The organism is Mycobacterium sp. SMC-17 (genome assembly GCF_045310915.1).
Taxonomy (GTDB): Bacteria; Actinomycetota; Actinomycetes; order Mycobacteriales; family Mycobacteriaceae; genus Mycobacterium.
Map to the genome: position 1 here is coordinate 31,679 of NZ_JBJIAK010000043.1, position 22,651 is coordinate 54,329.

21 protein-coding genes are annotated in these 22,651 nt (G+C 67.9%); 14 read left to right on the top strand and 7 right to left on the bottom strand.

The genetic code is table 11. From position 1 onward, the window contains the following. The first annotated feature begins 30 nt into the window (after positions 1 to 30). Positions 31 to 1,566: a PucR family transcriptional regulator gene (locus tag ACJH7A_RS22990; RefSeq protein ID WP_212814859.1), complete on the top strand. Its 1,536-nt coding sequence runs from the start codon at positions 31 to 33 to the stop codon at positions 1,564 to 1,566. Here the strand turns inward: ACJH7A_RS22990 and ACJH7A_RS22995 are convergent, their stop codons facing one another. Together ACJH7A_RS22995 and ACJH7A_RS23000 are read right to left on the bottom strand one after the other, a co-directional pair. After that, positions 1,567 to 4,413: an RND family transporter gene (locus ACJH7A_RS22995; RefSeq protein WP_406802765.1), complete on the bottom strand. Its 2,847-nt coding sequence runs from the start codon at positions 4,411 to 4,413 to the stop codon at positions 1,567 to 1,569. It lies immediately after the preceding gene. Then, entirely contained in the window at positions 4,410 to 4,841 is a 432-nt protein-coding gene (locus ACJH7A_RS23000) for an MmpS family transport accessory protein (RefSeq protein WP_212811977.1), read from the bottom strand. The genes ACJH7A_RS22995 and ACJH7A_RS23000 overlap by 4 nt, the downstream gene beginning before the upstream one ends. Positions 4,842 to 5,279: 438 nt before the next feature. Between ACJH7A_RS23000 and ACJH7A_RS23005 the strand changes: the two genes are divergently transcribed. After that, positions 5,280 to 6,461: an NAD(P)/FAD-dependent oxidoreductase gene (locus tag ACJH7A_RS23005; RefSeq protein ID WP_212811976.1), complete on the top strand. Its 1,182-nt coding sequence runs from the start codon at positions 5,280 to 5,282 to the stop codon at positions 6,459 to 6,461. 55 nt (positions 6,462 to 6,516) lie between these two features. Continuing rightward, positions 6,517 to 6,786, top strand: a complete 270-nt coding sequence (locus ACJH7A_RS23010) for a metal-sensitive transcriptional regulator (protein ID WP_212811975.1) — start codon at positions 6,517 to 6,519, stop codon at positions 6,784 to 6,786. Positions 6,787 to 6,793: 7 nt separating this feature from the next. Here ACJH7A_RS23010 and ACJH7A_RS23015 read toward each other — a convergent pair whose 3' ends face one another. Then, on the bottom strand, positions 6,794 to 7,486 hold the full coding sequence (locus ACJH7A_RS23015; RefSeq protein WP_212811974.1) for a cupin domain-containing protein: 693 nt from the start codon (positions 7,484 to 7,486) through the stop codon (positions 6,794 to 6,796). Between the two features lie 174 nt (positions 7,487 to 7,660). Here ACJH7A_RS23015 and ACJH7A_RS23020 point away from each other — a divergent pair, with 174 nt between their 5' ends. Further along, positions 7,661 to 7,867 (top strand): hypothetical protein, encoded by a 207-nt coding sequence (locus ACJH7A_RS23020; RefSeq protein ID WP_212811973.1) that lies wholly within the window; start codon positions 7,661 to 7,663, stop codon positions 7,865 to 7,867. Positions 7,868 to 7,937: 70 nt separating this feature from the next. Here ACJH7A_RS23020 and ACJH7A_RS23025 read toward each other — a convergent pair whose 3' ends face one another. Continuing rightward, on the bottom strand, positions 7,938 to 8,774 hold the full coding sequence (locus tag ACJH7A_RS23025; protein WP_212811972.1) for an alpha/beta hydrolase: 837 nt from the start codon (positions 8,772 to 8,774) through the stop codon (positions 7,938 to 7,940). Between the two features lie 111 nt (positions 8,775 to 8,885). Between ACJH7A_RS23025 and ACJH7A_RS23030 the strand changes: the two genes are divergently transcribed. From ACJH7A_RS23030 to ACJH7A_RS23060, 7 genes are all read left to right on the top strand, one after another. Further along, on the top strand, positions 8,886 to 9,452 hold the full coding sequence (locus ACJH7A_RS23030) for a TetR/AcrR family transcriptional regulator (RefSeq protein WP_212811971.1): 567 nt from the start codon (positions 8,886 to 8,888) through the stop codon (positions 9,450 to 9,452). A gap of 53 nt (positions 9,453 to 9,505) precedes the next feature. Next, the gene (gene pafA / locus ACJH7A_RS23035) at positions 9,506 to 10,864 is read left to right on the top strand and encodes a Pup--protein ligase (RefSeq protein WP_212811970.1); all 1,359 of its coding nucleotides are present in this window, start codon (positions 9,506 to 9,508) and stop codon (positions 10,862 to 10,864) included. Positions 10,865 to 10,933: 69 nt separating this feature from the next. Continuing rightward, positions 10,934 to 11,929, top strand: coding sequence for a YafY family protein (locus tag ACJH7A_RS23040; protein WP_212811969.1), 996 nt, complete (start codon positions 10,934 to 10,936; stop codon positions 11,927 to 11,929). Then, entirely contained in the window at positions 11,926 to 12,906 is a 981-nt protein-coding gene (locus ACJH7A_RS23045; RefSeq protein WP_212811968.1) for a YafY family protein, read from the top strand. Before ACJH7A_RS23040 ends, ACJH7A_RS23045 begins: the two co-directional genes overlap by 4 nt. 31 nt (positions 12,907 to 12,937) lie before the next feature. Beyond that, entirely contained in the window at positions 12,938 to 13,195 is a 258-nt protein-coding gene (gene tatA, locus ACJH7A_RS23050) for a Sec-independent protein translocase subunit TatA (protein WP_020100720.1), read from the top strand. A 133-nt stretch (positions 13,196 to 13,328) separates the two neighbouring features. Beyond that, on the top strand, positions 13,329 to 14,216 hold the full coding sequence (gene tatC, locus ACJH7A_RS23055) for a twin-arginine translocase subunit TatC (protein WP_244872591.1): 888 nt from the start codon (positions 13,329 to 13,331) through the stop codon (positions 14,214 to 14,216). Continuing rightward, complete coding sequence (locus tag ACJH7A_RS23060) at positions 14,200 to 16,989, top strand: RNA helicase (protein ID WP_346415711.1); 2,790 nt, start codon at positions 14,200 to 14,202, stop codon at positions 16,987 to 16,989. The genes tatC and ACJH7A_RS23060 overlap by 17 nt, the downstream gene beginning before the upstream one ends. A gap of 11 nt (positions 16,990 to 17,000) precedes the next feature. On the opposite strand, the gene ACJH7A_RS23065 is transcribed toward ACJH7A_RS23060, so the two are convergent. Continuing rightward, complete coding sequence (locus ACJH7A_RS23065; protein ID WP_318985930.1) at positions 17,001 to 17,879, bottom strand: MBL fold metallo-hydrolase; 879 nt, start codon at positions 17,877 to 17,879, stop codon at positions 17,001 to 17,003. A 142-nt stretch (positions 17,880 to 18,021) separates the two neighbouring features. Here ACJH7A_RS23065 and ACJH7A_RS23070 point away from each other — a divergent pair, with 142 nt between their 5' ends. Next, positions 18,022 to 18,765 carry a DUF4333 domain-containing protein gene (locus tag ACJH7A_RS23070; RefSeq protein ID WP_212811964.1) on the top strand — a complete coding sequence of 248 codons (744 nt, stop codon included), beginning with the start codon at positions 18,022 to 18,024 and terminating at the stop codon, positions 18,763 to 18,765. A 157-nt stretch (positions 18,766 to 18,922) separates the two neighbouring features. On the opposite strand, the gene ACJH7A_RS23075 is transcribed toward ACJH7A_RS23070, so the two are convergent. Beyond that, complete coding sequence (locus ACJH7A_RS23075) at positions 18,923 to 19,873, bottom strand: 5'-3' exonuclease (RefSeq protein ID WP_212811963.1); 951 nt, start codon at positions 19,871 to 19,873, stop codon at positions 18,923 to 18,925. A gap of 52 nt (positions 19,874 to 19,925) precedes the next feature. Here ACJH7A_RS23075 and ACJH7A_RS23080 point away from each other — a divergent pair, with 52 nt between their 5' ends. Both ACJH7A_RS23080 and ACJH7A_RS23085 read left to right on the top strand, forming a co-directional pair. Beyond that, positions 19,926 to 21,077: a M24 family metallopeptidase gene (locus ACJH7A_RS23080; RefSeq protein ID WP_406775933.1), complete on the top strand. Its 1,152-nt coding sequence runs from the start codon at positions 19,926 to 19,928 to the stop codon at positions 21,075 to 21,077. Positions 21,078 to 21,120: 43 nt separating this feature from the next. Next, positions 21,121 to 22,446 (top strand): AarF/ABC1/UbiB kinase family protein, encoded by a 1,326-nt coding sequence (locus tag ACJH7A_RS23085; protein ID WP_212811962.1) that lies wholly within the window; start codon positions 21,121 to 21,123, stop codon positions 22,444 to 22,446. On the opposite strand, the gene ACJH7A_RS23090 is transcribed toward ACJH7A_RS23085, so the two are convergent. Beyond that, positions 22,434 to 22,651 (bottom strand): hypothetical protein (locus tag ACJH7A_RS23090; RefSeq protein ID WP_406802766.1); only part of this gene is annotated, 218 nt, incomplete at its 5' end. The two genes, ACJH7A_RS23085 and ACJH7A_RS23090, sit on opposite strands and share 13 nt — an antisense overlap.

Consider the following 22,651-nt stretch of genomic DNA (forward strand, 5'->3'; position numbering starts at 1 on the left):
ATTCTGTACATTCAGGCGGTGACTGTTCCGGTGCGATGGGTGCTGGACCAAGCTGATCTGCGGATCCGGCTGCGTGGCGGCGCCGTCGGCGTCGGTGGTGAGATCAGTCTGGTCCTGACCACCGAGTTGGCCGACCCGGCCAAATGGCTGTCCGGTGGTGAGCTGGTGCTGACCACCGGGATCAGTCTGCCGCCGGCGTCTGCCGACCGGCGGGACTACCTCCGCCGCCTCCACGAAAGTGGCGTCGCCGGTGTGGGATTCGGTATCGGGCTGACCTTCGACGAGGTGCCGGAAGAACTGGTGTCCGCCGCGGAGGAGTTGGGGCTGCCGCTGCTGGAGATTCCGCTGCGGACGCCGTTCGCGGCCGTCGTGCAGCGGGTCAGCTCGCGTATCGCGGCACTGCAGTACGACGCGGTGCTGCGGGCGTCCCGCGCACAGCCGCGAATCACCCGGGCTGTCGTCAGTGGTGGCCCGCAAGAGGTTGCCGCCGAACTGGGGCGAGCGCTGCGCGCCAGCGTGGTGGTGCTGGATCCGTCCGGCACGGTGATCGCTTCCCACCCGCGCAATCTCAACGTCACCACGGTCAACCTGGTGCGTGATGCCATCGAGCCCGGGGCCGCGTCGGCCGTCGCGGTGCTGGCCGAAGGTGTCACCGTCGCGCAGCAGTCCATCCGCGTCGGCGGCCGTTCACACGGGGTGCTCGGCGTGGTCAGTGAAACGGCATTGAGTCCGGTCGATCAGGTGCTGTTGGGCCACGCAAACTCGTTGCTCGCCTTGGATTTCGAGAAACCGGTGCGCTTGAAGGAGGCGCAGCAGCGGCTCAACGAGCAGGCGCTCGGCCTCATCCTCACCGGTGAGGCCAACCTGGAACCGGCCTGGGCGCAACTGTCGCAGGCCGCCGATCACCGGGGCCGGATCAGGGTGCTGGTCGCGCAGGCGGACTCGGACACGAACGCCGACGCCGACACCGCCAACCTGCTCAAGAAGGTGAGCGCGGCGATCCATGAGCAGTTGGACCAGGCGGGTCAACCCGCATTCGTGCACGGCGCCGACACGTGGCTCGCGGTGCTGTTGCCGGGAGCGGAGGCCGAGGAGATCGCCGCTGCCCTGGTGTCCCGGATCGATGCGTCGTTGCGCCGGACCATCCGCCTGGGGCTCAGCGGAATTCAGCCGCTGGCCAAGCTCGCCGAGGCCGTCGACAACGCCCGGTTGGCGGCCTCCGTCGCCGAATGCGGCCGGCCTCCGCTCGAATTCTCGGCGCTGGCCGGCAGCGCGCTGCTGGCATTCGGGGAGAGTCGCGACGTGCTGGTTGCCCTCGGCGCGGCGGTACTGACTCCGGTCCTCGACCACGACGCCGAGTTCGGTTCGGGATTGCTCACCTCGCTGCGTGCATTCCTGGAAGCCAACGGCCACTGGGAATCCGCGGCCGCGGCCGTCGGCGTGCATCGGCACACCATGCGCAAGCGCATCGAGACCGCCGAGGCGCTGCTCGGCGTCGACCTCGCGATCGCCCGGGTCCGCGCCGAACTGCTGCTGGCGATCCTGGCGCGGACGCCGGGCGACTGATCAGCCCACCGGCGCAGGGGAGTGCTGCTCGGTTGCCGCCGCCGTGCGGCGGGGCCGCAGCGGCCACCAGAACCACCGGCCGAGGAGCGCCGCGACGGACGGCGTCATCAATGACCGAACGATCAAGGTGTCGAACAACAATCCGAGTCCGATGGTCGTGCCGGCCTGACCGATGGAGCTCAGATCGCTGGCGGCCATCGACATCATGGTGAAGGCGAACACCAGGCCGGCTGTGGTCACGACACTGCCGGTCTCGCCCATCGAGCGGATGATGCCGGTTTTCAGTCCGGCGCCGATTTCCTCCTGGAACCGGGAGACCAGCAGCAGGTTGTAGTCGGAGCCGACCGCCAGCAGGATGATCAGGCCGAAAACCGGTGCGATCCAGTTCAACTCGAGGCCCAACAGGTTCTGCCACACCAGCACCGAGAGTCCGAACGCCGCACCGAGGGACAGCAGCACGGTGCCGACGATGACCAGCGATGCGACCAGCGCCCGCGTGATGAGCAGCATGACGACGAAGATCAGGGTCAGTGCGGCGGTGCCGACGATCAGCAGGTCGTACTGCGAGCCCGACTGGATGTCTCGATAGATCGCGGCGGTGCCGGCGAGGTAGAACTTGGCACCGGTGAGGGCCGATCCCTTCACCGATTGATGCGCGGTCTCGAGCGTCGGCAGGACCGCGGCGATGCCGTCCGGGGTGGCCGGATCTTCGGCGTGCGTGATGATGAAGCGCGCGGCCTTGCCATCGGGGGACAGGAACAGCTCCAGGCCGCGCTGAAAGTCCTTGTTGTCAAAAGCTTCTGGCGGCAGGTAGAAGAAGTCCCCGCTGCGGGACGCGTCGAAGGCCTGGCCCATGGCCCCGGCGGTGTCGGTCATGGCGGACATCTGGGTGACCAGCCCGGAGAAGCTGCTGTGCAAGGCGAGCAGCGTGCCGCGCATGGACTCCACCGTGGCGATCATCGGTGGAAACTGCGCCTTCATCTGCGGCAGCAGCGCCACGGTGCGGTCCATGTCGGCGCCCAGCGCGGCCATGTCGGAACTGAACGTGTCGACGTTGTCGATCGCGTCGAAGACGGATCTGGTTGCGGCGCAGACCGGGATGTCGGTGCAGTGCTGTTCCCAGTAGAAGTAGTTGCGCAGCGGCCTGGCGAAATCATCGAAATCCGCGAGATTGTCACGCAGTTCGCCCATCGTCGTGTGCATCTGGTGCACGTCCGCGGCCAGGTGCTGTGTTGCGCCACTCATCTGGTCGACCAGGACCTGCAGCCGCTTCATCGGTCCGATCAGACCGCCGAGATCGTCACTCATCCTCAGGATGTCGCCCATCCGGTCCTTCATGATCTGAAGGTTCTGCTGGATCGGAATCGATTGGGCACTGACCTGGAAGGGGATCGACGTGTGCTCGGTCGGGCCCCCGTATGGCCGAGTGATGCTCTGCACCATCGCGATTCCCGGCAGCTTGAAGATGTCCTTGGCCAGCTTGTCCAGAACGATCATGTCGCCGCTGTTGCGCATGTCGTGGTCCGTTTCGATCATCAGAATGTCGGGATTCATCGTGGCGGCGCTGAAATGGCGCTCGGCAGCGTCGTATCCGGCGTTCGACGGCAGATCGCGGGGGATGTAGAAGCGGTCGTCGAAGCTCAGTTTCATGCTGGGCATGAACATGATCCCGACGAGGGCGACCAGCAGGGACGCCACGAAGATCGGCGCCGGCCACCGGACGGTGGCGGTGCCGATGCGCCGCCAGCCCTTGGTCTTGGTCATCCGCTTCGGTTCGAGCAGGCCCCGCCGGGTGGCGACCGCCACGACGGCCGGCGCCGCGGTCAGCGCGCCGGCGACGACCACGACGAGCCCCAGCGCGGACGGAATACCCAGCGCCTTGAAGTACGACAGCCGCGCCAGGTGCAGGCACAGTGTCGCGCCGGCGATGGTCAGTCCGGAACCCAGGATGATGTGGGCGGTGCCGCGAAACATGGTGTAGTAGGCGGCTTCCGGGTCCTGTCCGGCCTGGCGGGCCTCGTGATAGCGGCCCACGAGAAAGATCGCATAGTCGGTTCCCGCGGCGATGGCGAGCGACGACAGCATGGCGACCACGAACGTCGAGAAGCTCAGCAGGCCATGGTCTCCGAGCAATGCGATCAGGCCTCTGGCGGTACCCATCTCGAACCCGACCATGATCAGCACGAGCACCACGGTGGCGGCGGAGCGATAGGCCACGGCCAGCATCACGATGATGACGACACCCGTAACGCCCATCATCGTGAGCATGCTCTTGTCGGCGGCCTCGTTCATGTCGGTGGTCAGCGGCGCGGGCCCGGTGACATACACCTTCAGGCCCGGGGGAGGCGGCTGCCGCTCGACGATCTCCCGAACCCGATCGACCGATTCATTGCCCAGCGTGCTGCCCTGGTCGCCGGCGAGATTCAGCTGCACGTAGGCCGCCTTGCCGTCACGGCTCTGCACGCCCGCCGAGGTCAGTGGGTGGCCCCAGACGTCCTGGACGTGTTGCACGTGCGCGGGATCCGATCGCAGCGCCCGCACCAGGCCGTCGTAATAGCGGTGCGCCTCGGAGCCGAGTTTCTCCGCGCCCTCGAGAACGATCATCGCGATGCTGTCGGAATCCGACTCGCGGTACGTCGCACCGATCTTCTTGGCGGCGATCAAAGCCGGGGCGTCCTGCGGCGACATCGTCACCGCGTGTTCGCGGGCCACCGACTCGATCTGTGGCACAAGGACATTCAGGGCGACGGTGAGCAGCAGCCAGCCGATGACGATGGGCCAGGCGAACCGCCGGATGAATCGCATGTACGCCGGGCGGGTGTCGTGGTCACTGTTGTTGGCGCTCATGCGTTCTTGACCAGACACGAGGTCTGGGCATCACGCCCGAGGGCGGACTGCTCCTGGCGGGCCTCGCCATCCACGGTGATACGACATCCGAGCCGGTCGCCGTCGCCCTGCGCGACGATGCTCGCGATCGTCGCCGGTGCGGTCGTGGTGATCTCCACGGTCCACGGCAGGGCGGCGAAACTTGCCTGCACCGGCTGGGCGTTCTCATCGAGGTAGTTGACGCTGCCCGCGGTGCCGGTGGGGCCGAAAACCTCATAGACCACATGCTTGACATGCGTCGGCTCGAGTGGCTCGGCAGTGCGGCCGGTGGCGGTGAAGATCGGTTCGGAGCCGAACGCGCCGCGCAGTTGCGTGACTGCCGTCGCGCCCAGCGCGACGGCGACCACGGTCACCGCAGGCACCCAGATTCTCGCCAGGACAGGTGGCATCGTTGTCTCCCCTCACAGCGCACGACGCAGGCTGTAGCCCGTGGACGCGCAATATGCGATACCCCTCGGGGTATTGAATCAAGCCAAACGTACCATACCCCCTAGGGTATGGCTGTCAGTGTGAGATCTCCGACAAGTTCGTTGGCGCATACCCCAGGGGGCATGCTATGAAGGAATGGTACGAGCCGCGGCGGAGAGCCTGATCGGATCGAATCGCCAAGGAGCACAACATGGCTCACCGGCTCGATCATCCGCGCGGCCACCGGAGGGAGTGAATCATGTGCCAGGCCAAGCGTTGTTCGCAATGCGGCAAGACCACCTGGTCGGGCTGTGGGATGCACGTCGACGCCGTCAAGGCCACGGTACCCGCCGGCCAGTGGTGCGACGGGCACCCCAAATCCGATCGACCGTCCCGCATGAAGTTCTGGAGGTAGGAACGTGAAAGACACGAAGCTCGTCATCCTCGGCGCCGGTATCGGCGGTCTGTCGGTCATCAAGGAACTCGCCGAATCCGGAGTGGCCCTTGACGATCTCGACCTGACCATCGTCGACGAGGACTTCTCGCACTTCCTAGGCTTCACCCTGCCCTGGGTACTGCGCGGTTGGCGCGAGGAGGGCAGCGTGCCCATCGAGCCCACGGTCTCCGCCCTGCGCGGCGTCAACACCGTCACCGGGACCGTTGCCGACATCGATCATTCGGCTCGCGTCGTGACGCTGGCCGACGGCGACGAGATCGGGTTCGACGCATTGATCATCGCCACCGGTGCCCGCAACGTCATCGACAAGGTGCCGGGGCTGCGTGATTCCGTCGATGCCGGGTCCGCTGTGCACTACTACAGCGCCGAGGCTGCCGCGGCCGCGCACGCCGCGTTGCAGCAGTTCTCCGGTGGCAGGCTCGTCTTCCTGGTCACCTCGTTGCCGTACCGCTGTCCGGTCGCCCCCTACGAGGGTGCGCTGCTGGCCGCGGACCTGTTGCGGGACAACGGTCACCGGGAGGCCACCGACATCGCGGTGTACACCCCGGAGAAGCAGCCCATGCCCTCGGCAGGGCCGTACGCCGGGCTGGAACTGGTGGAGATGCTGGGCGCCAACGACATCGGCTTCCATGGCGAGCATGCCGTCGAGCGCATCGACGCCGAGCACAAGGTGATCCACTTCGCCGACGGCACCGCCACCGAGTTCGATCTCCTGGTGTTCGTCCCGCCCCACGAGCCGGCCGTGACGATCGACGGCGCGGGTTGGATCACCGTCGACGCCGAGATGGCCACCGGGTACCCGGGCATCTTCGCCATCGGTGACGCGGCCGCCGTGACCGCCGAGTCGGGGCGACCGCTGCCCAAGGCGGCGATCTTCGCGAAGAACGGGGCGAGGGCGGCGGCCCGCAACGCGCTGCGCTACCTCGGGCGGGTCGGCGACGGTGCGGCGATGTCGGGCGAGGGCTACTGCTACATCGACGTCGGCGGCCATGTCTCGGCGCAGGGCAAGGGCAACTTCTTTGCGACGCCGCACCCGACGATCCATCTGACCGAGCCGTCCGAACTGCTCCACCGCGACAAGCAGACCGAAGAGAACGAGTGGCGGGCGCTGTGGGAGCGCGCTGCCGTCCCGGCCGGCCGCTGATACCCTGAGGGGTATAGCGGGCTCGGACCGTGAACCAAGGAAAGGCAGGTGCGACATGGTCGGCGATGAAGAGGCCATGGCCGCCGTTCTGGCCCGGTTGCGCCGCGCGCAGGGACAGCTGGCCGGTGTCATCTCGATGATCGAGCAGGGCCGCGAATGCAAGGACATCGTCACGCAGCTCGCGGCGGTGTCGAAGGCACTCGACCGGGCGGGATTCAAGATCGTCGCCACGGGCCTCCGCGAGTGCCTGGCCGGCAACGCCGCGGAGGGCCGTGACCCGATGACCGAGGCCGAGTTGGAGAAGCTGTTCCTGTCGCTGGCGTGAGGCCGGCTCAGTGGGCCGGCCGCTTGATGATGGTGAGCGACTGGTCGATCTTCTTGAACTTGGTGAAAGTGTCTGCGGGAACGCCGAACACGGCGCCGAGAACATCGGGCGGCAGCTTGCTGATGGACGCTCCGATGCCGATGTCGTCTTCGCCCTCCTGGGTGCTGGCGTTGAACACGATCAGCAGACTCAGATTCTGGGTGCCCTTGTTCTCGAAGTAGTGCAGTGAGCCCTGCGGCGCGAACACCACGTCGCCGACGTTGGCCTCGAACTGCTCGGAGTGCCCCATCGGATCGAGCAGGGTCCAGGTCGCCACACCGCTGGTGATGACATTGATCTCCCAGGCGCTGGGGTGCCAGTGCGGTTCCCGGATGCCACCGGGCTCCAGGGTGACCATCACCACGCTGGCTTCCTGTCCGGTGAGTATCGGCCAATTGCCTTCGTAGGCTTGGCGCAGCGTGCCGCCCTCGAACTGGGTGGGCGCCAGGGCGCCGAGGTGGAACATGTGCGGCTGTGCCGTGTTCAGCTCGGCCGGGATGCGCGGGTTGCCGAACCGGGCGGCGTTGTCGGTCATGGTGTTTTCCTGAGTTTCCTTGCGGGGCAGAGGGGTTGAGAACGCGCGGTCGGCGCCGGCGCCGGCGATCGCCGCAACCCCGACTGCGCCCGCACCGCCGAGCATCGTCCGTCGATTGATCATCATGTGGACAGATTCACCGGCGTCCGGGCCGTTGTCGTCAGCGCTGGCACCCAACCGCGTCTTCCTGCTGGCTGCAATACGGAATTGATGCCTGCGGTAGCGACTTTTGCCTGGTCAGGGCCGACGATTGAGGCAGTCCGAAAGCGGACGAGCCCTTCGACAGAAAGCGCACCGATCATGAAGAACCCGATCAAGTTCATCGCTCCCGCAATGGCCGTGGCCGGTATTGCCGGTGCCCTCCTGCTGGCGCCGATCGCCAGCGCCGACACCGATCCGCTGATCCCCAACGGAACCGACCCGCACTCGTCGTACGTGTTGGGCGAGCACTTCTCCAACCATGACGAGGCCAACCAGAGCGCCGGCTACCTGGATACGTCGTTCTGATCCCCGCCGAACCGGCACGGCTCCGTCCGCCACCCACCTCGGGTGGCGGACGGAGCCGTTTCTGGATGTGTCAGAAGCGCCGGACGAAATCCAGTGCGGTGGCGGCGACGTCGCGCCACCCACTGTCGATGACGAGGGAGTGGCCGCGTCCCGGGATTTCGACGATCTCGGTGACGTTCGGGTTCTTCTGCTGCCGCTTGTACGACGCGTTGGCGATGGCCCACGGCACGGTGTGGTCCTTCTCGCCCGAGATGATCAGCAGCGGACCACGTTCCGGATTCCGGGTGTCGACCTTGGCCTCGGTGCTCGAATGGAAGTTGGCGGTGGCGGCCTGGAACAGCGGCAGGCCCGAGCCGGCGACCGAGTAGTTCTCGTACAGCTTTGCCGACTCCTCTTCGGACACGGCATTGCCGAACCCGAACCGGAACTGCTTGGGGGTCAAGGCGACCGCGCGGTCACGGTTGAGCGGGTTGCCGAGGACGGGGAACGCCGAGCGCAGGGCCGCGATCGGCAGCGGCAGCACGCCGCGGAACGGCGCGGGATCGATCGCGACCGCGACCTTGGCCAGGCCGAGGCCCGCCAGCTTCTGGGTGATCAATCCGCCGAACGAGTGGCCGATGACGATCGGCTTGCGGTCGAGTGCGCCGATGACGTCGACGTAGTGCTGCGTGATGTCACCGATGCTCTTGCGGGCGAACACCGACGGATCGCGACGGGCGTCCTCCACTGTCGCCGGATCGTCGGGCCAACCGGGGGCGAGGGTCACGAAACCCTGTTCCTCGAACAACGTCCGCCAGCTGTCCCAGCTGTTCGGCAGCAGCCACAGGCCGTGTACGAACACGACGGGCTGCCGTCCGGTGCGGTTGGCGCGGTCGATGTCGGCCTGTTCGGTCCGGGTGATGGTCATGGCGTCTCCTCAAAGTAGAAAGAACGGTCGTTCTGCCTCTGTAACCGGCGACGCGCGGGATGTGTTCCCGAAATCAGAAAGAACGTTCTAGCTCGCGAGTACGCTGGGGTCATGGACAGTGCCGAAGCGGCTCTGCGACCACGCGAGCGGCTGCTGCGGGTCGCGGCGGAGCTGTTCTATCGCGAAGGAATCCACGCCGTCGGCGTCGACCGGATACTCGCCGCGGCGGGCGTCACGCGCGCCACCATGTACCGCCACTTCAAGGGCAAGGAAGGGCTCGTCGAGGCGTACCTCGGGCTCGAGGACGAGACCATCCGCGGCTACTTCCGCGACGCCGCGGCCACCGCCGGCCCGGATGCCGACATGCTCGAGCTGGTGATCGACGGCATCGCCGAAGACATCGCGAGGTACCACACCCGCGGTTGTCCGTTCATCAACGCCGCCGCCGAGTACCCCGCGCCGGACAGTCCGGTGCGGCAACTCATCGCCCGGCACCGCAACTGGTTTCGCGGTGCGCTGCAGGACGCGGCCGGCGCTTGCGACGACGCCGAGCAGGTCGCGGCATCGCTCGTGCTGCTGCGGGACGCCGCGCTGGTCGGCGGATACCTCGACGGAATCGACTCGACCCAGACCGCCTTCGTCCGGGCCGCCCGGCAGGCCGCGGGTATCTCTCGGTGATGCGCGGCCTGTTGCCCACCTAATACCCATGCCCAACCCGTAAGCTCGATTGTGTGCAGCGACGGATCATGGGAATCGAGACCGAGTTTGGCGTGACCTGCACTTTTCATGGTCACCGCCGGCTCAGCCCTGACGAGGTAGCGCGGTATCTGTTCCGGCGAGTGGTGTCGTGGGGCCGCAGTTCCAACGTCTTCTTGCGAAACGGTGCACGCCTGTACCTCGATGTGGGCAGCCACCCCGAGTACGCGACCGCCGAATGCGACAACCTCGCGCAGCTGGTCACCCACGATCGCGCGGGTGAGCGCGTGCTCGAAGATCTGCTGGTCGACGCCGAGCAGCGGCTCGCCGACGAGGGCATCGGCGGCGACATCTACCTGTTCAAGAACAACACCGACTCGGCGGGCAACTCCTACGGCTGCCACGAGAACTACCTGATCGTGCGGGCCGGGGAGTTCTCCCGGATTTCGGACGTGCTGTTGCCGTTCCTGGTCACCCGCCAGCTGATCTGCGGCGCGGGCAAGGTGCTGCAGACGCCGAAGGCCGCGACGTTCTGTCTGAGCCAGCGCGCCGAGCACATCTGGGAGGGTGTCTCCAGCGCGACCACCAGGTCACGGCCCATCATCAACACCCGCGACGAGCCGCACGCCGACGCCGAGAAGTACCGCCGGTTGCACGTCATCGTCGGCGACTCCAACATGTGCGAGTCCACCACCATGCTCAAGGTGGGCAGCGCCTCGCTGGTGCTGGAGATGATCGAGGCGGGCGTGCCGTTCCGGGACTTCTCGCTGGACAACCCGATCCGGGCCATCCGTGAGGTCAGCCATGACCTGACCGGCCGGCGCGCCGTGCGGCTGGCGGGCGGGCGGCAGGCCTCGGCGCTGGACATCCAGCGCGAATACCATTCGCGCGCCGTCGATTACCTGCAGACCCGCGAGCCCAACGTGCAGCTCGAGCAGGTCGTCGACCTGTGGGGCCGCCAGCTCGACGCCGTCGAGAGCCAGGACTTCGCCAAGGTCGACACCGAGATCGACTGGGTGATCAAGCGGAAGTTGTTCCAGCGCTACCAGGATCGCTACAGCATGGAGCTGTCCGACCCCAAGATCGCGCAGCTGGACCTGGCCTACCACGACATCAAGCGCGGACGCGGCGTGTTCGATCTGTTGCAGCGCAAGGGCCTGGCCGCCCGCGTCACCACCGACGAGGAGATCGACGCGGCGGTCAACACCCCGCCGCAAACCACCCGGGCCAAGCTGCGCGGCGAATTCATCACCGCCGCACAGGAAGCCGGGCGCGACTTCACCGTCGACTGGGTGCACCTGAAGCTCAACGACCAGGCGCAACGCACGGTGCTCTGCAAGGACCCGTTCCGGTCGGTCGACGAGCGGGTGAACCGGCTGATCGCCAGCATGTGACGGGCGCGTCCGTCACCGCGGGCGCGCCGGTAACCGGGTGGCGCACAGCAACCACTTAGTCTGTTGGACGTGGCGACGTCCAAGGTTGAGCGGTTGATGAACCTCGTCATTGCGCTCCTGTCCACCCGTAGCTACCTGTCCGCAGAGCAGATCCGGGCCAACGTCACGGGCTACCAGGACCCGCCGACCGACGAGGCGTTCTCCCGGATGTTTGAGCGCGACAAGAACGAGCTGCGCGACCTCGGCATCCCACTGGAGACCGGGCGCGCCTCGATGATGGACGTCAATGACGGCTACCGCATCAACCGCACCGCCTACGAGCTGCCGCCCGTCGAGCTGACGGGCGACGAGCGCGCCGTCGTCGCGATCGCCACCCAGCTGTGGGAATCGCAGGAGATGGTCACCGCCACGCAGAGCGCGCTGCTCAAGCTGCGGGCCGCGGGCGTGGACGTCGACGCGCCCGACGCGGGCGTCGCGATCACCACCGGAACCACGCAGGGGCTGCGCGGTTCCGAGGAGGCCCTGGGAATTCTGTTGTCGGCCATCGACTCCGGCCGTGCCGTGCAGTTCGCGCACCGTCCCAATCGGAGTTCGCCGTACGTCGACCGCACCCTCGAGCCCTGGGGCGTGGTCACCTACCGCGGCCGGTGGTACGTCGTCGGTCACGACCGCGACCGCAACGACGCGCGCACCTTCCGGGTGTCGCGCATCGCCGGTGAGGTGCGCGCCGTCGGACCCGACCACGCCGTCACCCGGCCCGAGGGCGTCAACCTGCGGGACATCGTGCACCGTGCGGTCTCCGAGTGGCCGGCCGGCGAGCAGGCCCGGATCTGGGTCGCCGAGGGGCGGGCGACGGCGTTGCGCCGGCAGGCCGTCAGCTCCTCACCCAGCACGCGCGGCGGGCGCAGCGGCGACGAGATCGTCGTCGACATCGGCATGGTCGACCGGCTGGCCCGGGAGATCGCCGGCTACGGCGCCGACGCGGTCGCGCTGGAGCCGAAATCTTTGCGGGACAACGTGATCGGACGGTTGCGTGCGCAGGCGGGGGAGAGCCTTCACAAGTGAGCAACGTATCCACCCGCCTCGTGCGGCTGTTGAACATGGTCCCGTATTTCCAGGCCAATCCGCGGGTCAGCCACACCAAGGCCGCCGCTGATCTGGGCGTGACACGCAAGCAGCTGGAAGCCGACCTCTGGCAGCTGTTCGTCTGCGGGCTGCCCGGCGGAGGCCCCGGGGAACTGATCGACCTCGACTTCGAGGGCGACACCATCGAGGTGATCTTTTCCGCGGGCATGGACCGCGCACTGCGGCTGACGTCGCCGGAGGCCACCGGTGTGCTGATGGCGCTGCGCGCGCTGGTCGACGTACCCGGTGTGGTGGATCCCGACGTGGCGCGCAGCGTGATCGCCAAGATCGAGGCCGCTGCCGGGACCGCCGGCGCGACGGCCGCGGCGGTGCCGGCCCCGGACGTCACCGGCGACGTCGAGAACAAGGCGACGGCGACGGTGCGGGCCGCGGTGCGCGACAAGCGGGCGTTGTCCCTCGAGTACTACTCCGCTTCGCACGACACCGTCTCGCAGCGCGTCGTCGACCCGATCCGGGTGGCCCTGATCGGTGACCACAGCTACCTCGAGGCGTGGTGCCGCACCGCCGAGGGGGTGCGGCTGTTCCGCTTCGACCGCGTCGTCGACGCCACCGCGCTGGACGAACCCGCCGCGCCGCCGGCACCCGCGGTGCAGGCCGGACCGGACACGTCGCTGTTCTCCGCGGAGACCGCGGACCCGACACTCCCGGTGGCGACGCTGCTGATCGACGAGTCCGCGGCGTGGATGTTCGACTACTACCCGCTGGCGGTGCAGCGCGAGATTCCCGACGGCAGCTGGGAAGCCACCATGAGTTACGCGTCGACCGACTGGATGGCCCGGTTCGTCCTCGGTTTCGGTTCGGCGGTCCGCGTGCTGGACCCGCCCGAACTCGCCGACCGCGTGCGGGAGTCCGCGGTAGCGGCGCTGGCGGCGTATGAACCCGGCCCTGGCGAGTAGACTCGGCCTCAACTTCTGGAGGTGACCCAAATTGGGCGGTTTGCAACCGTGGCACTGGTTGATCGTCATCGCGGTGTTCGTGCTGCTCTTCGGCGCGAAGAAGCTGCCGGACGCCGCGCGTTCGCTCGGTAAGTCGATGCGCATCTTCAAGTCCGAGTTGAAGGAGATGCAGTCGGACGGTACGACGGAGCAGCAGCCTGCGCCGCGTCCCATCACTGCTGAGCGCGTCGAGAACCCGGCACCCGCACCGCAGGCGGCGCCGGACGCCGCGGACAAGCACCCGGCCTGACCTTTGCCGTGATCCCGCCGCGGGCCCAGCGCACGCGGCGGTCGGCGTCTTTCACACTCACGTGCCAGTAACCGCAATTTTCCGAAAGCTCGACCCGCGCCGCCGACGGTCGCGGGTCAATCCTGACGGCACCATGTCGCTCGTCGATCACCTCGAGGAGCTCCGGACCCGGCTGCTGATCGCGGTCATCGCGGTCCTGTTGACGACCGTCGTCGGCTTTCTCTGGTACGGCCACAGCTTCTTCGGATTCCCCAGCCTCGGTGACTGGCTGCGCGGCCCGTACTGCTCGCTGCCGGCGTCGTCGCGGGCATCCATTGCGCCGGACGGGGAGTGCCGGCTGTTGGCCACCGCGCCCTTCGACCAGTTCATGCTGCGTCTGAAGGTCGGTATGGCGGCGGGCATCATCCTGGCCTGCCCGGTGTGGCTCTACCAGATCTGGGCGTTCATCACCCCGGGCCTCTACAAGAAGGAACGGCGCTTCGCGTCGTTGTTCGTCGGCGTCGGCGCGCTGCTGTTCGTGTCCGGTTCGATCTTGGCCTACGTGGTGCTGTCCACGGCCCTGTCGTTCCTGTTGACCGTCGGCAGCGACGTACAGATCACCGCGCTGTCCGGTGAGCAGTACTTCGGCTTCCTGATCAACCTGCTGATCGTGTTCGGCATCAGCTTCGAGTTCCCGCTGCTGATCATCATGCTGAACCTGGTCGGGGTGCTCACCTACGAGAAGCTCAAGGCCTGGCGCCGCGGGCTGATCTTCGGCCTGTTCGTGTTCGCGGCGTTCGTGACGCCCGGCTCCGATCCGTTCTCGATGCTGGCACTGTCGCTCGCGCTCACCGTGCTGCTGGAGATGTCGATCCAGGTGGCGCGGCTGCACGACCGGCGCAAGGCCCGGCGCGAGGCCGAGCTCGAAGCCCAGGCCGTTCCCGACGACGAGGCCGCCCCGATCGGGTCGGTCGAGCCCATCGATGCGCCGGCTGCCGTGCCCACCCCGACCCGGCTGACCATCGATGACGACGCCACCTGACCCGCAGGACGTGACTCCGGCCGAACCGGGGCCACAGCTCCGCGACTTCGCCGCCGGTCTGTCGTTCACGCTTGACCCGTTCCAGACCGAGGCCTGCGTGGCGCTCGAGAACGGGCGCGGCGTCCTGGTGTGCGCCCCGACCGGCGCCGGCAAGACCGTCGTCGGCGAATTCGCGGTACATCTGGCGCTGGCGGCCGGGCGCAAGTGCTTCTACACCACCCCGATCAAGGCGCTGAGCAACCAGAAGCACAACGATCTCGTGGCCCGCTACGGCGCCGAACGTATCGGCCTGCTCACCGGTGACCAGGCGATCAACGGTGACGCCGACATCGTCGTGATGACCACCGAAGTGCTGCGCAACATGCTGTACGCCGATTCGCACGCGCTGCACGGCCTGGCGTACGTCGTGATGGACGAGGTCCACTTCCTGGCCGACCGCATGCGCGGCGCGGTGTGGGAGGAAGTGATCCTGCACCTGCCCGACGAGGTCCGGCTGGTCAGCCTGTCGGCGACCGTGAGCAACGCCGAGGAGTTCGGCGGCTGGATTCAGACGGTTCGCGGTGACACGACCGTCGTCGTCGACGAACACCGCCCGGTGCCGCTGTGGCAGCACATGCTCGTCGGCAAGCGGCTGTTCGATCTGTTCGACCTGTCGAAGGGGACATCGGGAGCCAAGGGCAAGGCGCGCGTCGACCCGGAGTTGTTGCGGCACATCGCGCATCGCCGCGAGGCGGACCGGCTGATGGACTGGCAGCCCCGCGGGCGCGGCCGCGACGGGCACCGGGGCCGGCCTGCCATGTACCGGCCACCGAGCCGTCCCGACGTCATCGGCACGCTCGACCAGGCCGGCCTGCTGCCGGCCATCACGTTCGTGTTCTCCCGCGCCGGGTGCGACGCCGCGGTCAAACAGTGTCTGCGGTCCGCGGTGCGGCTGACCAACAAGGCCGAGCGCGAGCGGATCGCCGAGATCGTCGACCGGCGCTGCGCCGATCTGGCCGAGTCCGATCTGGCGGTGCTCGACTACCACGAGTGGCGCGAAGGCCTGCTGCGCGGCCTGGCTGCCCACCACGCCGGCTTGCTGCCGGTGTTCCGGCACACCGTCGAGGAGCTGTTCACGGCCGGCCTGGTGAAGGCCGTCTTCGCCACGGAGACACTGGCTTTGGGCATCAACATGCCCGCCCGCACCGTGGTGCTGGAACGGCTGGTCAAGTACAACGGCGAGCAGCATGCCCCGTTGACGCCGGGGGAGTACACGCAGCTGACCGGCCGCGCCGGGCGCCGCGGCATCGACGTCGAGGGCCACGCCGTGGTGCTGTGGCACGCCACCGACGAGATGGCCGATCCGGCCCAGGTCGCCGGCCTGGCGTCGACCCGAACGTTCCCGCTGCGCAGTTCCTTTGCGCCGTCGTACAACATGACTATCAACCTGGTGCAGCACATGACGCCGGCTGCGGCGCACCGGCTGCTCGAGCAGTCGTTCGCGCAGTACCAGGCCGACCGGTCGGTCACCGGGCTGGTGCGCGGCATCAGGCGCGGTGAGCGGATGCTCGCCGAGATCGCAGCCGAGCAGGGGGACGACTGGGAGTCGGTGCTCGAGTACGCCCGGCTGCGGGCGCGCATCACCGAACGCGAACGGGCGCAATCCCGGGCCGGTCGCCTGACGCGGCGCAAGGGCATCAACGACGCGCTGGCCGCGCTGAAGCGTGGCGACGTCATCGCCATCGGCCTGGGCCGCCGCAGCGGGCTGGCCGTGGTGCTGGAGCCGGCGTACGACGCAGACGATCCCCGCCCGCTGGTGCTGACCGAACACCGTTGGGCGGGAAGGATTTCCGCGGCCGACTACGCGGGGACGTCGCAGCGCCTGGGCAGCATGTCGCTGCCCAAGCGGGTGGAACACCGGCAACCCAAGGTGCGCCGTGACCTGGCGTCGGCCCTGCTGTCGGCGGCCGAAGCGCTCGACGTGCCGTCGGTGCGGCGCAGTCGCGGATCCGCCGAGGCGACGCCGGACATCGACCCGGAGCTGGCCGGCCTGCGGGAACAGATGCGCCGTCACCCCGCGCACCAACTGCCCGACCGCGAGGCCAGAGTGCGCGCCGCCGAGCGCTACCTGCGCATCGAACGCGACAACGACCAGACCCAGCAGAAGGTCGCGGCGGCCACCAACTCCCTGGCCCGCACCTTCGACCGCATCGTGTCGCTGTTGAGCGAGCGGGGCTTCATCGAAGGCGCCGAAGGCGAGCCGGCGGTGACCGAAGACGGACGGCTGCTGGCCCGGATCTACAGCGAGAGTGACCTTCTGGTCGCCGAATGCCTGCGCGGCGGGGTGTGGGATGACCTGAACCCTGCCGAACTGGCTGCCGTCGTCTCGGCGGTGCTGTTCGAATCGCGCGGTGACGGCCCGTCGGTACCGCCGGGCTCCGAGCAGGTCACCGACGAGGTGCGACGGGCACTGGCCAAGACCCGCAGGTTGTGGACCGACATCCGGGGCGACGAGCGCCGGCACCGGTTGCCGTTCAGCAGGGAACCCGACGCCGGGTTCGCCGCGGCGATGTACAGCTGGGCGACCTATGGCGACCTGACCGCGGCGCTGTTGATGTCCGACAACGGCAACGGAAATGCGCTTCCCGCAGGTGATTTCGTGCGGTGGTGCCGTCAGGTGCTGGACCTGCTGGACCAGGTGCGGCTCGCTGCGCCGGCGCCGCAGCTGAGGGTCACGGCCAAACGTGCCATCGGGGCCGTGCGTCGCGGCGTCGTCGCCATCGACACCATGTGACCTGCCGCGCCTCAGGCCAGGCCGAGATCCAGCCAGTCGTCGACCATGAACCGGTCGCCGCGCGCCACGATGGTGGCGCCGCCATGGCCGGCGTAGTGCGCCGGCACCACGGCCGCCCGGCGCCGCGATGCCTCGGTGAACACCCGCTTGCGGGTGACGGTCGCCTCGGCCGCGTCGACGTCGAAAGCGCACGGATCATCCGGCCGGGGAATCTGGATCGGACAGTGCGTCAGGTCGCCGACGAACACCGCCGGCTTGCCGGCATCGAGCCACAGCACCGACGATCCGGGCGTGTGGCCGGGGGCCGGGCGCAGCCACACCGAGTCACTCAGCTGATGGTCGCCGGAGAACTGCACGGTCTGGTCGGCCACCGGGATGACGCTGTCCTCGAACACCGTTCGCATCTCGTCGGTGGTCTCGGGGTTGTCGGGCGCGAAGAACCGGTAGTCGGCCTCCGGCATCAGGTAGCGGGCGTTGGGGAAGGTGGGCACCCAGGCGCCGTCGACCAGTTGGGTGTTCCAGCCGACGTGATCGGTGTGCAGGTGCGTGTTGAGGACGACGTCGACGTCGGCCGGGTCGATGCCCGCGGCCCGCATGTTGTCGAGGAATGGCGTGTCGAGGTGGTCGAGCGGCAGCATGTGCGGCCGGTGCCGGTCATTGCCCGCGCCGGTGTCGATGACGATGGTCAGCCCGTCCACCTGCAGCACCCAGCTCTGGATCGCGATCCGGAACAGGTCGGTCTCGGGGTTCCAGAATCGCGGCGCCAGCAGCTCGGCCTCGGCGTGCCAGGCCTCCGGCGGTGTCGACGGCCACAGCGTGGTGGGGATTTGCACCTGGGTTTCCGCGACGCGCGTCAAGACGGCGTTGCCGAGCCGGATTCGGTCCGTCATACCGCGAGACTAAGGCCGGCCGTGCCAGGTGATGCCCAGACACGCGCCCCGCGTGCGGGTCATCCAGGAACGGTGACACCGGTAGTGTGGTTGACCAGCAGCTCGGATGACGTCCGGGCAGTAGAGCACCGAGGGAGAGACGATGAGCGGTCCAGAGGGAACTGATCCGTCACAGCAGTGGCAAGGTCAGCAGCCCGCTTGGGGTCAGCCGGCGTCCGGCGCCGAGCAGCCGACCACTGCCGCCCCGGCGTGGGGGCAGCAGCCGGCCTACAACCCGGAGCAGTACCAGCAGCAGTACCCGGCGGTGCAGCCGGGCGCCGCGCAGCCTGGGGCACAGCAGGTTCCGGGCTACCCCCAGCAGCAGTACCCCGGTTACCCGCAGCAGGGTTACCCGCAGCAGGGCGCCTACGGTCAGCCGCAGTACGGCCAGCCGGGTCAGTACGGTCAGCCCCAGTACGGCCAGCCGGGTCAGTACGGCCAGCCGCAGTTCGGTGAGGGTGCCGCGGGTCAGCAGTTCGACCAGCAGTTCGGCGCCCCGGCTGCCAAGAAGGCCAGCAGCAAGACGCTGATGATCATCGGTGGGGTCGTGGCCGCGGTTGTCGTCGCGGTCGTCGGTGTCCTCGGTTTCCTGTGGCCGGGCTTCTTCGTCACCACCAAGCTCGACATCAACGCCGCGCAGTCGGGCGTGCAGAAGATTCTGACCGACGAGACCAACGGCTACGGCGCCAAGAACGTCAAGGACGTCAAGTGCAACAATGGCACCGACCCTGAGGTCAAGTCCGGGCAGACGTTCGACTGCGACGTGAACATCGACGGCACCAAGCGCACCGTCAAGGTCACCTTCAAGGACGACAAGGGCACCTACGAGGTCGGCCGCCCGAAGTAGTTCCACTCAACTCTCACCAGGCCCAGGCCGGAACCTCTACGTCATATGTGACACGAGGGTTCCGGCCTGAGTCGTTTACGCCGTCGAGCGTGCGGCTGGATCGCCCCACCGAGCAGATCTGCGATCTGACGGCACACTCGTCGCATGAACCGGCGGATTACAGCTTGTCGAGCGCCTTCTGCAGCCGCGCGATGGAATTGGTGATGCCGTACTTTCCGGCCAGGTCGGCCACGCGCTGCGGGTCGCGGGCCGCGAGCGGCAGGGCGTCGGACTCCGTCGACAGGGACACCGGCGCATCGGTCGCGACGAGGACGACGGGCAGCGCGGCCGTGATGTAGTCCGCCGCGGCCAGGATTTTCTTGCGTTGCGCCGCAGCCATTTTGGAGGTCGGGTCCTGGGCGGCCGCCTCGATGGCGGCCAGTGAACCGTAGGTCTGCAGCAGGGTTGCCGCCGTCTTCTCGCCGATGCCGGCGACGCCCGGCAGACCGTCGGACGCGTCGCCGCGCATCAGGGCGAGTTCGGCGTATGCCGCGCCCGCGCGATCCAGCGGGACGCCGTAGGTCCCGGCGACCTCGGCAGGCCCGTACAGCACCGCCTTGGCCAGGCCGCGGCCGATATAGAACACCCTGATTCCAGGTCCGTCATCACTGGCCAGCTGCAGCAGGTCGCGGTCACCGCTCACCACGATCGCGGGGTCGGTCTGTTCCCGGGTCGCCAGCGTGCCCAGCACGTCGTCCGCCTCGAAACCTGGTGCGCCCGCGGTGGCGATGCCGAAAGCGTCGAGCAGCTCCATGATCACGGCGACCTGGGGTGTCAGATCGTCGGGCACCTCCTCGATATCGGGCTCGCCGTCCGGGTTCTCCTCGAGCACGCGGTGCGCCTTGTAGGACGGGATCAGGTCGACGCGCCACTGCGGCCGCCAATCCAGATCCAGGCACACCACCAGGCGGCCGGGACGGTGCTGGGTGACCAGGGCCGCGATGTTGTCGATGAAGCCGCGGACCGCGTTGACGGGGCGGCCGTCCGGCGCGGTGATCGAGGACGGCACCCCGAAGTACGACCGGAACCACATGCTGGCTCCGTCGAGCAGGAGGATCGGCTGGTTCATGCTCAGGCCCGCCTGTCGCGGATGTCGGTCGGCATCGCACTAGCCTATTGCTATGCGGGCGAGCGAAGTGACGGGGAATGTGACAGCAGGTCGATTCAACACCGACGTCTATGCCGCGCGTCTGCGCTCGGCCGCCGCGGCCGCCCAGGCCGCCGGCCTGGCGGGACTCGTCATCACCCCGGGGTACGACCTCCGGTATCTGGTGGGGTCGCGGGCGCAGACATTCGAGCGGTTGACGGCACTCGTGGTGCCCGCCGACGGTTCGACGCCGACGGTCGTGGTGCCGCGGCTGGAACTGGCGTCGCTGAAGGAGTCGGCGATCCTGGAACTGGGCCTGGCGGTGCAGGATTGGGTCGACGGCGACGACCCCTACGCGCTGGTCGCCGCGGCGCTGCCGGGCAGTGCCGTCGCGGTGACCGACGCGATGCCCGCGCTGCACCTGCTGCCGCTGGCATCGGTGCTCGGCGCGGTGCCGGTACTCGCCACCGACGTGCTGCGGCAGTTGCGAATGATCAAGGACGCCAGTGAGATCGACGCCCTGACGAAGGCGGGCGCAGCCATCGACCGCGTCCACGCGCGGGTGCCCGAATTCCTGAAGCCGGGCCGCACCGAGGCCGACGTCGCCGCGGACATCGCCGAAGCGATTGTCGCCGAAGGGCATTCGGAGGTGGCATTCATCATCGTCGGCTCCGGACCGAACGGTGCCGACCCGCACCATGAATGCTCGGACCGTGAATTGCAGGTGGGGGACATCGTCGTCGTCGACATCGGCGGGCCCGTCGAGCCCGGCTACAACTCGGACTGCACCAGGACCTACAGCATCGGCGAGCCCGATCCCGCGGTGGCACAACAGTATTCGGTGCTGCAGCGGGCGCAGGCCGCGGCGGTGGCCGCGGTCCGGCCCGGGATGACGGCCGAGCAGATCGACGCCGCGGCCCGCGACGTGCTGGCCGCCGAAGGGCTGGCCGAGGTGTTCGTCCACCGCACCGGTCACGGCATCGGCCTTTCGGTCCACGAGGAGCCGTACATCGTGGCGGGCAACGCATTGCCGCTCGAGCCCGGCATGGCGTTCAGCGTCGAGCCCGGTGTGTACTTCGCCGGGCACTGGGGCGCCCGGATCGAGGACATCGTCGTCGTCACCGACGACGGCTGTGTGTCGATGAACAACCGGCCGCACGATCTGGTGGTTGTCCCGGTTTCGTAGCGGGCTGTTGTCAAGATCGGCTAAGAAAGCCAAGATCGAGGCCATGGCTGAAATCCGCCGTGGCCGCACGGGACGTGCCGCCAAGCTGGCAACCCTTCCTGCCGGGATCGCGGGCCGCGCCGTCCTGGGCGTCGGCAAGCGCATGGCCGGCAAGTCGAAAGAGGACGTCAACGCCGAGCTCGTCGAGAAGGCCGCCGAACAGCTCTTTCAGGTGCTGGGGGAGCTCAAGGGCGCGGCCATGAAGCTGGGGCAAGCACTTTCGGTCATGGAGGCCGCGATCCCGCCGGCGTATGCCGAGCCCTACCGCGAGGCCCTGACCAAGCTCCAGAGCGACGCCCCGCCGCTGCCCGCCGAAAAGGTGCACCGCGTGCTCGATGCCCAGCTGGGCACCAAGTGGCGTGAGCGTTTCCAGTCGTTCGACGACACGCCCGTCGCCTCCGCCAGCATCGGGCAGGTGCACAGCGCGGTGTGGAGCGACGGCCGCCGCGTTGCGGTCAAGGTGCAGTATCCGGGCGCCGATGAGGCCGTGCGCGCCGACCTCAAGACGCTGCGCATGCTGACCACACTGTTCAAGCAGGTGGTTCCGGGCGCCGACGTCAAGAGCATCATCGACGAGCTCATCGAGCGCACCGAGGAGGAACTGAACTACCGCATCGAGGCGGACTATCAGCGGGCGTTCGCCAAGGCCTTCGCGGGGGACCCGCAGTTCTACGTCCCGGCGGTCGTCGCGTCGTCACCGAAGGTCGTCATCACCGAATGGATGGAGGGCCGCAAGCTCTCCGAGATCATCGCGGGTGGCACGGAAGACGAACGCAACCGGTGCGCGCACCTGCTGCTGGAGGTCACCATCAGTGCTCCGTACCGCTGCGGGCTGCTCCACGTGGACACCCATCCCGGCAATTTCATGCTGCTCGACGACGGCCGGTTCGGTGTCATGGACTTCGGTGCCGTTGCGGTTCACGAAGGCGGTCTGCCGCGCGCGACCGGCCCCATCCTGCGGCTCGCGCGCGACGAGAAGTGGGAGGAGATGACGGCGTATCTGCGCGAGGAAGGCTTCATCCCCGCCGGGGCCACCGTCTCGCACGAAGAGATCAACGCTTATCTGCTGCCGTACATCGAGCCGTTGCGCCACGAGAGCTTCCACTTCAGCCGCAGATGGCTGCAGGGCATCGCCGCCACCGCCGCGGACATCCGCAGCGAGCAGTTCGCCGCCACTTTCAAGACCAGCCGCCAGCTGAATCTGCCGCCCAACTATCTGATGATGTTCCGGGTGCTCGGCGGTCTACTCGGGATTGCCGCACAGCTGGACGCGACCATCAACTACGCCGAGATCGTCGACAAGTGGGTGCCCGGCTTTCACGAGGACTGAAGATCGCGCGGTAACTCCGGAGTCGTTGCGGCTGGTGGAACACCTTGCTGGGCAAGATGTTTGACCTCATTGGTCACTTTCGGCACAGGCGTCCCAAACTGCGGAAACTTGTCGGTGATTCGAACTAGTGTGGCGCTCCACGGGTTTTCGTGGGCGCCTTTGCGCTGTTCAGGGGCTATTTTAGGTTGTGCGCCTGGGGTTTTGA

Coding starts and splice junctions, on each gene's coding strand:
- ACJH7A_RS23085 (WP_212811962.1), top strand. CDS start 21,121: ATGGCTGAAATCCGCCGTGGCCGCACGGGACGTGCCGCCAAGCTGGCA.
- ACJH7A_RS23075 (WP_212811963.1), bottom strand. CDS start 19,873: ATGAACCAGCCGATCCTCCTGCTCGACGGAGCCAGCATGTGGTTCCGG.
- ACJH7A_RS23030 (WP_212811971.1), top strand. CDS start 8,886: ATGGACAGTGCCGAAGCGGCTCTGCGACCACGCGAGCGGCTGCTGCGG.
- ACJH7A_RS23070 (WP_212811964.1), top strand. CDS start 18,022: ATGAGCGGTCCAGAGGGAACTGATCCGTCACAGCAGTGGCAAGGTCAG.
- ACJH7A_RS23065 (WP_318985930.1), bottom strand. CDS start 17,879: ATGACGGACCGAATCCGGCTCGGCAACGCCGTCTTGACGCGCGTCGCG.
- ACJH7A_RS23060 (WP_346415711.1), top strand. CDS start 14,200: ATGACGACGCCACCTGACCCGCAGGACGTGACTCCGGCCGAACCGGGG.
- ACJH7A_RS23000 (WP_212811977.1), bottom strand. CDS start 4,841: ATGCCACCTGTCCTGGCGAGAATCTGGGTGCCTGCGGTGACCGTGGTC.
- ACJH7A_RS23020 (WP_212811973.1), top strand. CDS start 7,661: ATGAAGAACCCGATCAAGTTCATCGCTCCCGCAATGGCCGTGGCCGGT.
- ACJH7A_RS23080 (WP_406775933.1), top strand. CDS start 19,926: ATGCGGGCGAGCGAAGTGACGGGGAATGTGACAGCAGGTCGATTCAAC.
- ACJH7A_RS23025 (WP_212811972.1), bottom strand. CDS start 8,774: ATGACCATCACCCGGACCGAACAGGCCGACATCGACCGCGCCAACCGC.
- ACJH7A_RS22995 (WP_406802765.1), bottom strand. CDS start 4,413: ATGAGCGCCAACAACAGTGACCACGACACCCGCCCGGCGTACATGCGA.
- ACJH7A_RS23010 (WP_212811975.1), top strand. CDS start 6,517: ATGGTCGGCGATGAAGAGGCCATGGCCGCCGTTCTGGCCCGGTTGCGC.
- ACJH7A_RS23015 (WP_212811974.1), bottom strand. CDS start 7,486: ATGATGATCAATCGACGGACGATGCTCGGCGGTGCGGGCGCAGTCGGG.
- tatC (WP_244872591.1), top strand. CDS start 13,329: ATGTCGCTCGTCGATCACCTCGAGGAGCTCCGGACCCGGCTGCTGATC.